Source organism: Candidatus Omnitrophota bacterium (genome assembly GCA_041648975.1).
Classification (GTDB): domain Bacteria; phylum Omnitrophota; class Gorgyraeia; order 2-01-FULL-45-10; family 2-01-FULL-45-10; genus JAQUSE01.
The window spans coordinates 1-9,310 of sequence record JBAZNZ010000035.1 but is presented as its reverse complement, the minus strand read 5'-3'; the positions used below and the strand labels follow the sequence as shown (position 1 = coordinate 9,310).

General features: G+C 49.9%; 11 protein-coding genes and 4 tRNA genes. 1 reads left to right on the top strand and 14 read right to left on the bottom strand.

All coding sequences use genetic code 11. The features are described 5' to 3' along the window. The coding region (locus WC592_08850) for a hypothetical protein (protein ID MFA4982553.1) at nucleotides 1-289 on the top strand (289 nt) is incomplete at its 5' end. On the opposite strand, the gene WC592_08845 is transcribed toward WC592_08850, so the two are convergent. The 14 genes from WC592_08845 to WC592_08780 all read right to left on the bottom strand — a co-directional run bounded on the left by WC592_08845 (nucleotide 278) and on the right by WC592_08780 (nucleotide 8,961). Then, a tRNA-His gene (locus WC592_08845) sits at nucleotides 278-352 on the bottom strand. The two genes, WC592_08850 and WC592_08845, sit on opposite strands and share 12 nt — an antisense overlap. A 793-nt stretch (nucleotides 353-1,145) precedes the next feature. Further along, a tRNA-Arg gene (locus tag WC592_08840) sits at nucleotides 1,146-1,222 on the bottom strand. 26 nt (nucleotides 1,223-1,248) lie between these two features. After that, nucleotides 1,249-1,324: transfer RNA gene (locus WC592_08835), tRNA-OTHER, on the bottom strand. Nucleotides 1,325-1,575: 251 nt separating this feature from the next. Beyond that, nucleotides 1,576-2,196: an RdgB/HAM1 family non-canonical purine NTP pyrophosphatase gene (gene rdgB, locus WC592_08830; GenBank protein ID MFA4982552.1), complete on the bottom strand. Its 621-nt coding sequence runs from the start codon at nucleotides 2,194-2,196 to the stop codon at nucleotides 1,576-1,578. Beyond that, nucleotides 2,189-2,920 carry a ribonuclease PH gene (gene rph / locus WC592_08825; protein ID MFA4982551.1) on the bottom strand — a complete coding sequence of 244 codons (732 nt, stop codon included), beginning with the start codon at nucleotides 2,918-2,920 and terminating at the stop codon, nucleotides 2,189-2,191. Before rph ends, rdgB begins: the two co-directional genes overlap by 8 nt. Beyond that, entirely contained in the window at nucleotides 2,865-3,491 is a 627-nt protein-coding gene (locus WC592_08820; protein MFA4982550.1) for a FumA C-terminus/TtdB family hydratase beta subunit, read from the bottom strand. Before WC592_08820 ends, rph begins: the two co-directional genes overlap by 56 nt. Continuing rightward, nucleotides 3,488-4,330, bottom strand: coding sequence for a fumarate hydratase (locus WC592_08815; protein ID MFA4982549.1), 843 nt, complete (start codon nucleotides 4,328-4,330; stop codon nucleotides 3,488-3,490). Before WC592_08815 ends, WC592_08820 begins: the two co-directional genes overlap by 4 nt. Nucleotides 4,331-4,335: 5 nt before the next feature. Continuing rightward, nucleotides 4,336-4,728 carry a preQ(1) synthase gene (queF, locus tag WC592_08810; protein ID MFA4982548.1) on the bottom strand — a complete coding sequence of 131 codons (393 nt, stop codon included), beginning with the start codon at nucleotides 4,726-4,728 and terminating at the stop codon, nucleotides 4,336-4,338. Between the two features lie 23 nt (nucleotides 4,729-4,751). Beyond that, nucleotides 4,752-5,456, bottom strand: a complete 705-nt coding sequence (locus WC592_08805) for a 7-carboxy-7-deazaguanine synthase QueE (GenBank protein ID MFA4982547.1) — start codon at nucleotides 5,454-5,456, stop codon at nucleotides 4,752-4,754. Between the two features lie 77 nt (nucleotides 5,457-5,533). Beyond that, on the bottom strand, nucleotides 5,534-6,217 hold the full coding sequence (queC, locus tag WC592_08800) for a 7-cyano-7-deazaguanine synthase QueC (GenBank protein ID MFA4982546.1): 684 nt from the start codon (nucleotides 6,215-6,217) through the stop codon (nucleotides 5,534-5,536). Beyond that, nucleotides 6,214-6,585 carry a 6-carboxytetrahydropterin synthase QueD gene (queD, locus tag WC592_08795; protein ID MFA4982545.1) on the bottom strand — a complete coding sequence of 124 codons (372 nt, stop codon included), beginning with the start codon at nucleotides 6,583-6,585 and terminating at the stop codon, nucleotides 6,214-6,216. The genes queC and queD overlap by 4 nt, the downstream gene beginning before the upstream one ends. Beyond that, nucleotides 6,585-7,382, bottom strand: a complete 798-nt coding sequence (murI, locus tag WC592_08790; GenBank protein MFA4982544.1) for a glutamate racemase — start codon at nucleotides 7,380-7,382, stop codon at nucleotides 6,585-6,587. The genes queD and murI overlap by 1 nt, the downstream gene beginning before the upstream one ends. Further along, the gene (locus tag WC592_08785; protein MFA4982543.1) at nucleotides 7,379-8,509 is read right to left on the bottom strand and encodes an N-acetylmuramoyl-L-alanine amidase; all 1,131 of its coding nucleotides are present in this window, start codon (nucleotides 8,507-8,509) and stop codon (nucleotides 7,379-7,381) included. Before WC592_08785 ends, murI begins: the two co-directional genes overlap by 4 nt. A gap of 367 nt (nucleotides 8,510-8,876) precedes the next feature. Then, nucleotides 8,877-8,961, bottom strand: a tRNA-Leu gene (locus tag WC592_08780). Nucleotides 8,962-9,310: the final 349 nt, after the last annotated feature.

Below are 9,310 nucleotides of genomic sequence, written 5' to 3'. Positions count from 1 at the left end.
CGGCAAGTTCCTCTATTCAAACATCAGGATTGCCATGCAATACCTCGATCAAGCGCCGCCGGAAGCCCAGCAGAGTCTCCTAAAGGCGCTTATCAAGGATATCATCATCTATGATGACAAAATAACCATAAATATGTACATAGAACAGGCCCTAGTTGACACCTTACCCAAATATATCGATCAAATACCCGCCCAAAAAGGCAAAAGCCCTACCCCGACGATAAGTCAGGATAAGGCTTTGGCCCTTACGCCCTGTGTTTCGCAAGGGCGTCCACTTTGGGGTGGCTAACGGGATTCGAACCCGTGCGGGCAGAGCCACAGTCTGCCGTGCTAACCTTTACACTATAGCCACCACGAAATCGTCTACTTTATATGGACAATACAATGACAATTCCTGCAAAGCCATTCTAGATTTTCCGGCTTGTTATTCCTTCGGTTAGAGTCACGATGATGAACAACCAAAACCCTTTTGTCTTCGATTCCGCAATTGCCGCATTTTTCCTGCTTGCCGCATCTCTGTAATAATTTCCGGTAAGCAGTTTGCCCGGCAATCCAATTTGGAGCGTTTTCGCCACAACGCTTGTTTTCGTTTTCCCAAGAACAATGGCAACTTACCGAGCAGAAAAACTTTTTACTCTTTGACCTTTTAAAATCTTTAGGAGTTCTATAAATCCTTTTCCCGCAATAGTCACATTCGAGCCATTTACCTTTTATCTGAGTTTTGGCCTGGCACTTTTTGGAGCAATATTTCCCCCAACCTTTTTTTGCATGACAATTTTTTATCCAAATGTACTTGCCGCAAACACGGCACTTTTTCTTTACCATGCAAGTATTCTATACTGCAAGAGCCGACTTGTCAAATGAAAGGATTATACCACAGTCAAGTGCTATAGCCTCCTTTTAGCGGTAGTCCCTCGTAGCCTCGGTATAACTATAGCTACCTTCCCTCGTAGCGCAAATTAGGCTATTGCTACTCGGGATGATTTGCCGGAGTAAGATTATAGCAAATCACGGGATCAATTTTCGCTTTCGCATTGACTTTAAGTACTTTGCTTCGCAAAATTGGCGTCCCTGGCCTGACCTGCCCGCCTGCAAGAGATAGCTTGCGGGCAGGCGGGTTCGAACAAGAGATGCTTATTATAAAATGGCGCGCCTAGACCGGGTCGAACGGTCAGCCCCGAACTTAGAAGGTTCGTGCTCTATCCAGTTGAGCTATAGGCGCACTAAACTTATGCTCTATCTATATGATGGTCGGGGCGGACAGATTCGAACTGTCGACTTCTTGCTCCAAAGCAAGCGCGCTAGCCAGCTGCGCTACGCCCCGAAACTACGTAATCTTATCAAACTCTGGCGCTAGCCTCCGCCTAAACCCAACTTAAAACTACTCATGGCGGATCCGCCTTCGGCGGAAGCTGCGCTACGCCCCGCTTTCTTATTCTTCGAGCGAGGCCATCGTCTTCTGTATGCCGAGTCGAGAAGGTCTCCCGTACGGAATTTCTCGACGCGCCAGAGTGAGACTATAGCTTGCTCGAAAATTAATCTAGCATTTTCGCTACTTTAATTCAACCGCGTAATTTAAATCCTATTTTTTAAATACTTTTTCAAGAACCGGCGCGCTTTCTTCATTGCTTTCGAGCGGTGGCTCATCCTGTCTTTCACTTTGAGTCCGAGTTCACCGAATGTCTTGTTATATTTACGGATAAGGAACAACGGGTCATACCCGAACCCGTGTCCGCCTCTTACGGAAAATGCTATCAGCCCCTTGCAGTCCTCTTCTATTATTTTTACCAGCCTGCCGTTATCAGCCACTGCGACGGCGCAGACGAACTTTGCCTGCCTCTTTTCCAGGGGCAGGTGCTCAAGCAGCCTCAGCAGCTTCCCGTTATTTGCCTTGTCGCTTTTTCCGGGCCCCGCGAACCTCGATGACCTGACGCCCGGCGAGCCTCCGAGGGCCCTGACAGCGAGCCCCGAATCGTCCGCCAGCACAACGCCTTTAGTGCACCTGGATATCACGAGCGCCTTCTTCGCCGCGTTCTTCTTAAAGGTGTCGCCGTTCTCCACTATCCTCGGGACTTTGCCGAGGCCGTTCAGCGAATGAACACTCACCCTGATACCTTTTAGATATCTCCGGAGCTCATGCAGCTTCTTTTCGTTCCTTGTAGCAATGACAATATCGTTTAATCGTATATCAGGCACGGACCAGCCCTTTCAGGACCTTCTTCTGGAGTGCTACGAGATCTCCTACCCCCTCCTTTGCGAGATAGAGCATCTTATTCATATCCTCCCTGTCAAACGGCTCCCTCTCGGCCGTCCCCTGTATCTCTATGTATCTTCCCTTACCCGTCATTATTACATTCATATCAACTTCCGCGGTCGAGTCCTCGTCATAATCGAGGTCGAGCGCTGCTTTCCCTTCCAGCATCCCGACGCTGACGGCCGCGACATAATCCTTTATCGGTATCTCTTCTATCATGCCTTTCCCGCGCATGCTCTCAAGGGCGATAGCCATCGATATAAAACTTCCCGTGATACTGGCGCACCTCGTCCCTCCGTCGGCCTGGATCACGTCGCAGTCCATCCATATGGTCCGTTCCCCTATCTTCGACGTATCCACTACTGTGCGCATCGATCTTCCTATCAGCCTCTGTATCTCATGCGTCCTGCCGCCGAGCTTGCCCTTCGACGCCTCTCTCTGGACCCTCGTCCTGCATGACCTCGGTATCATCCCGTATTCCGCCGAAACCCACCCCTTGCCTTTTCCTTTCAGGAATGGCGGCACGGAATTTTCTATAGTAGCTGTGGTTATGACCTTGGTATCCCCCAACTCTATCAGGCAGGACCCTTCCGCGTATTTTATGTAATCTCTAGTTATTGAGATCTTCCTTAATTCGTCGCTGCTTCTTCCATTTCGCCTTTTCACCCTGCACCTTCTTTCTCTGTCCCGCCCTTCTTTTGAAGGTGCAGGGTTCATAAACGTCTTTCCCTTTCGGATCTATTCCCACTATGAGCGGGAAATCTTTGACTTCCAGTTTATACACAGCTTCCGGCCCCAGCTCCTTAAATAGTATCGTCTTCGCCGACTTCACCTTTGTTGATAAGAGAGCGCCTATGCCTCCTGTCGCTAAAAAATATACGCATCCATGTTTCTTCATGGCCTTCTTCACTTCTTCCGACCTCTCGCCCTTGCCTATCATACCCCGCAACCCCATCTCGATCAGGGCGGGTGTGAACGGATCCATCCTGGAACTCGTAGTAGGGCCGCAGGAGCCGACCGCCTTCCTTGGAGGAGGCGGAGTAGGACCGGCATAATATATTACCGCGTCCTTCAAGTTCAAAGGTAAGTGTTTTCCTTTTTTAATTATATCATATAACTTTTTGTGCACCGCGTCCCTTGCCGTAAATATTATGCCGCTTAAGCTAACCTCGTCGCCGGCCTTCAATTTTTTCGCGGCTTCAGCAGTAAGCGGCGTCGTAATACTGATCTGGGTCATATTACCGCTCCCGCGCTTCTCGTCGCGTGGCAGCTTACATTTACCGCGACAGGAAGGCCCGCTATATGGGTCGGAGCCTCCAGTATATTCACGCCCAAAACGGTCGTACCGCCCCCGAGGCCCATCGGCCCCATCCCGAGCGCGTTTATGCTGTTAACAAGGTCTTTTTCTATCCGCGCAATATGCCTCGCCGGATTCTTCTCGCCTATAGGCCTCAATAAGGCTTTTTTCGCCAATAGGGCCGCTCCCTCGAACGTGCCGCCGATACCTATTCCCAGAACGAACGGAGGACAGGCTGCGGGCCCCGCATCCTTAACGACGTCGACCACGAACCGTTTTATATCTTCAACAGAGTCTGTCGGACGGAACATCATTATGCGGCTCTTATTCTCGCTCCCGAAACCTTTGGGCGATACCGATATCCTGATCCTATCACCCTCGACGATCTCTGTGTGTAAAACAGACGGCGTATTGGTACCGGCATTCTCCCTGAGTATCGGGTCGCCGACGACCGACTTCCGCAAATATCCTTTGCTGTATGCATCCCTCACCCCTTCATCGACCGCCTTCTTAAGGTCTCCTCCGGCTAAAAACACATCCTGCCCTATCTCCATGTGGACGACTGCCATGCCCGTATCCTGGCATATGGCGATGCGTTTGGTTTTAGCAAGTTTCGCGTTCTCGATCACGGATTTTAATATCCCTCTGGCGCGGGCGTCCTTCTCTTTCCGCAAGGAATCTTTCAGCGCCTTCAGAACGTCTTTCCTGAGGTCAAAATTCGCCTTCAGGCACAACTCGCGAACCGTATCTTTTATTTTAGAAACATTCACTTCTCTCATATTCTTTAATCTTTCTTATACTCCGCGCTGACGCTCGTCTTAATTCCGCCCCTGGCGTTGAATTCCCCGACTATCTCCACCCACTTTGGCTTACACGCCCTGACCACATCGTCCAGCATCTTATTAACGATGTGCTCGCTGAACATGCCGACGTCCCTGTAGAACATGATGTAATATTTGAGTGATTTGAGCTCCAGGCACAGCTTGTCAGCGATATAGCGTATGGTTATATTGCCGAAATCCGGCAGGCCCGTCTTCGGGCAGAGGCTCGTAAATTCCGGCATCTCTATCTTTATCACATAGTCTCTTTCCGGATATTTATTATTCCACGTCTCTATCTCCGGCGTCTTCAATCCGCGGACCTTATCCTGCAACCCCTCATATGAAGATCTCTTCACCCCGCCCTTCCTTTCTCTACCCCTTATTTTACCCCGAGCATCTTATGGACCTGCGGTATCACCCGTATATTATCCAGATTACTCCTTAGGCCCACATCCAGGAATTTCAGCAGTGTCTCTTTATCGAGCGCCCTTTCGCGCAGATTAAGCGGCGTGGAGGGCTGTATCACCAGAGGTATGTTCTCATTGACCTTCTTTATGGTCTTGACAGCTTTTTCAATATCTTCCTGCGCGGTGTCGCATGTAACGACGACCTTAACAAAGACCTTCTTCTTTGACGCTATCTTCAAAAATTCCAAATGTTCTTTCCAGAAAGGCTGCAGGCCGGTAGACGACGGCAGCTTAAAATCCATCGCGATGATATCGATGAGATCGATTATATGCAGCAGCTCATACGGAAGCGTCCCATTCGTCTCCAGATAAGATTTCATCTTTCGCTTCTTCAGTATCTTCAAGAATATCTTCAAATAATCGGCGTATAAGAGAGGCTCGCCTCCGGTAAGTGAGACCGAATGGTGCGGCCCTCTTGATTCGTCCAAAGTATTTATCCTGGCCATAAGCTCCAGCGAGGTAAGCTCTTCCGCGGCACCGTCGCGGGGTTCGTCGCAATACGCGCATTCGAGATTGCAGGACTTAAACCGCGCAAATACCTGCCGCGCGCCCAGAAAGACGCCCTCTCCCTGCACGGACGAGAATATATCCACTATTTCCGCTTTTTGCTTATTCATACAGTCAACCAATGATCTATGTTAGACCTACGAGGAGTGATTACTTAAACCCGTCACACCTCGTAGGTCTGATTATTTTAGAAAAGAATGGAGTCTAACAGCGGGTCGGCGATCCCCGCTTCACTGAAACCCTTTGCCCTCAGTACGCAGGAGTCGCACTCCATGCACGGCTTCTCCGACCCCGCGTAACATGACCTCGTGAACTGGAACGGAACGCCCAGGGAATGTCCCAGTCTTATTATTTCGCTCTTGCTTTTATCTATCAGCGGAAATTCCAGGCGAAGATCACCCTCGATCCCCCTCTTTGTGCCGGTCTCTACAACCCTGTTGAACGCCTCGAGATATTCCTTCCGGCAATCCGGATAACCGCTCGAATCCTCAAAATGGGCTCCTATGAATATACGATCCGCCGCAATAGCTTCCGCGAACGACGCCGCGATGCTTAAGAAAACTGTGTTGCGCGCGGGTACATACGTAACAGGCACGCCGCCTCTCTTTATCTCCTCCGGACTCCTGCCCACAGGAAGGCCTATCGCTTCATCGATCAACGCGGAGCCGCCCCATGACATATCCAGTTTTACGAGCCTGAATTCCGCTTCCGCCGCATTAGCTATCCGCCTGGCCTGCTCCAGTTCGGCACAGTGCCGCTGTCCGTAATCGAACGATAGGCAATAGCAGTCGTAGCCTTTTTTTACGGCATAAAAGAGCGTCACAGCGGAATCGAGCCCGCCCGAAAGCAGGATCACAGCCTTATCTTTCAATTATCTTCTCCTTCCCCAGCGAACAGGGCGCAGGAGTTTTCGTTCTCCCATACGAGGACTGACTTCAGGTGCTTGTTCTTAAGCTTAAGGCTATCGTATATGAACTTTGCTATGTTCTCCGACGTCGGGTTCGATCTTTTAAATGATCCCAAGTCGTTCAAATATGAATGGTCGAGCTTCTCGAGGACGCATTTTAACATCTTCTTTGCATGCCTGAAATCTACGGCCAGGCCGTTCTTATCAAGGGCCTTATAAGAGAATGCCGCTTCACACACCCAGTTGTGCCCGTGGAGCTTTTCGCATTTTCCGCGATAATTCCTCAGGTTGTGGGCGGCACTGAAATTAGACTTTATCCTTATCTCGTACATCAGTCGCTCCTCTTCACACATTCTATACGCTGCTTCAGGAATCTCTCTCCAATTTTCACGAATCGCGCAGGTTCATCGCTTACAAAGAATTTATGCGATCGCCTTCCTTTTGAGCCGTTCAATAGCCCGCTCGAATCAAGCACATCCCTGGCCTCTTCAGTCACCTCTTTGGCCGAATCGACAAGTAAAACGCCCTTACCCATAAGAGAGCCTATAACGGTCTTCAAGAGCGGGTAGTGGGTGCAGCCCAGGATCAAGGTATCGATCTTGTTGCTCTTCAGCGGCTTCAGATATATCGACGCTATTTCACGCGCCACACCCTTATCGATCCACCCTTCTTCGACAAGCGGAACGAATAACGGGCAGCTCTGGGCAAATATAGACTTCTTAGGATCGATCTTTTTTATAGCCCTCTCATAAGCGCCCGACGATATTGTGGCCTGAGTTCCGATCACTCCTACGATATTATTCCGCGTCGCTTTCACAGCCGCTTTCGCCCCGGGTTCTATTACCCCTATTATCGGGACCCTGAAACACCTCTTCAGAAAATCGAGGCTCAGGGATGAAGCGGTGTTGCAGGCGACGATGACTATCTTGACATTATTTTTCATCAGGAACTCGATATTCTCGACCGAGAACCTTGTTACCGTCTCTTTTGACTTCGTCCCGTAAGGCACTCTGGCGGTATCGCCGAAATATATGATCTCTTCGTTCGGCAGGATCTTCTGTATCTGGCTTACTACCGTAAGGCCTCCCACCCCGGAATCGAATACGCCTATAGGCCTTGTGTCGCTCATGTCTTGGTAAATCCTTCCGTCCTTTCGTACTCTTTCTTATACCTCAGTATGCCATCGGCAACCGCGTCAGCTATCCTGTCCTGGAATTTCGGCTCTTTAAGCTTGAGTTCCTCGTACCTGTTGCTGATATACCCCGCCTCTACAAGGACGGAAGGCATCTGCGTATATTTGAGGACGTAAAATCTTGCCGACCTTGTGCCCTTGTTCTCCAGCGCTTCACTCTTATCCACAGAATCGCATATGTATCCGGCAAGTTCGGCCGACTCGCGCCTGTTCTCGGTAAGCGCCATGTCCCACAGCGTCTTGTCCAACTGCCTCGAACGCTCGGCCCTCACCCCTTCGTCCAACTTAAGGGAAGAGTCTTCGAAGGCTTCGAGCGCGCGGGCATTGTCATCCGTAGCGTTGGACAAAAAATAACATTCGAACCCTTTCGTCGCCCTCGAGCGCGACGCGTTTATATGGATCGAGACAAACAGGTCGGCTCTGCTGCGATTCGCCATTTCCGCGCGCTTTGGGAGCGGGATAAATGTATCGTTGCTGCGCGTCATTATCACTTTGATTCCGGACTCCTGCAGGATATCCCTCACCTTCTTAGCCACCGACAGCGCTACATGTTTCTCGCAGAGCCTGAGCCTCTTGCCGATCGCGCCGGCATCATGCCCGCCGTGCCCGGGATCCAGCACCACCGTCTTTATCGTGACCCTCTTGGGCGCCTCTATTTGCGGCGCTTTTTCTACAACACGGCTCCCGATGACCGCGCCAAGGTTATTCCTGACGAACGATACAGGCACAAAGAGGGCTCCGGAGTTAAATACCACAGGGTTATCAAGTTTCTTCTCCGTATCATTTACCAGTATCCTGTCGCTGCCGGCCATAAGGGCGATCTCGTTTGCCCTATTTTTTATCACAGCCTTCTTTATCACGCTATCCCATTTACATTCCAATCCGTATGTATCGCATACCTTCACCAGCGGCACATACTGAATACCGCCGAAATTCTTAGCGTCCTTCAGCAGGGACGGTTCCACTTTTAAATGAGGCCCTTGCGTCGCGCATCCGCCAAGGGAGAGCACAGCTGCGCCTATTGATATAATTATAAGCCAATATCTAAATTTTAAATGATTCATATGATAATGTTATACTCGTGAACTGATAAGGTCCAAATTTGCTCGCAAATTTGATATTGAGGCAGCGTTAAAAATACGAACGAATTGTGAGCATTTTAGCTGCCGAAATACCTTCACTGCATATATGTGTAACTCACAAATTGATAAGGTCCTTCGTCGGACTGCTGTCTAACTGCATCCTCCTCAGGATCAATTTTGTCCGAGTAAGACAAAACAAAATTGGTGCGGAAGGAGGGATTTGGTTACTACGCCGCCAGAGGCGGCTTAAGTAACCTCCCCTCGCTCGCTGTCGGCCGGAGGCCTTTTCCTCCCGTTGGTCGGCGCTCGCGAGCTTCAAATCCCGTCTGACTCCGTTTACTTAAATTCGTGGTGCGGAAGGAGGGATTTGAACCCTCAAGTCTTGCGACACAGGCTTCTGAGACCTGCGCGTATGCCAGTTCCGCCACTTCCGCTAAAAACAATCTCACTCAGAGTTTAGGTATTTTGTGTCGAGCGTTGTTGCTTGACCTCATACGCTCGACCACTTCCGCTAAAAACAATCTCACTCAGAGTTTAGGTATTTTGTGTCGAGCGTTGTTGCTTGACCTCATACGCTCGACCACTTCCGCATAAGTCAATTTAAGTCAAATCGTCGGAGTTTAGGTCTTTTGTGCCGAACGCTGTAGTCTAACCTTTTGCGCTCGGCCAGTTCCGCCACTTCCGCTAAAAACAATCTCACTCAGAGTTTAGGTATTTTGTGTCGAGCGTTGTTGCTTGACCTCGTACGCTCGACCACTTCCGCATAAGTCAATTTAAGTCAAA

Coding starts and splice junctions, on each gene's coding strand:
- WC592_08820 (MFA4982550.1), bottom strand. CDS start 3,491: ATGACCCAGATCAGTATTACGACGCCGCTTACTGCTGAAGCCGCGAAA.
- WC592_08805 (MFA4982547.1), bottom strand. CDS start 5,456: ATGAATAAGCAAAAAGCGGAAATAGTGGATATATTCTCGTCCGTGCAG.
- WC592_08785 (MFA4982543.1), bottom strand. CDS start 8,509: ATGAATCATTTAAAATTTAGATATTGGCTTATAATTATATCAATAGGC.
- murI (MFA4982544.1), bottom strand. CDS start 7,382: ATGAGCGACACAAGGCCTATAGGCGTATTCGATTCCGGGGTGGGAGGC.
- WC592_08815 (MFA4982549.1), bottom strand. CDS start 4,330: ATGAGAGAAGTGAATGTTTCTAAAATAAAAGATACGGTTCGCGAGTTG.
- queD (MFA4982545.1), bottom strand. CDS start 6,585: ATGTACGAGATAAGGATAAAGTCTAATTTCAGTGCCGCCCACAACCTG.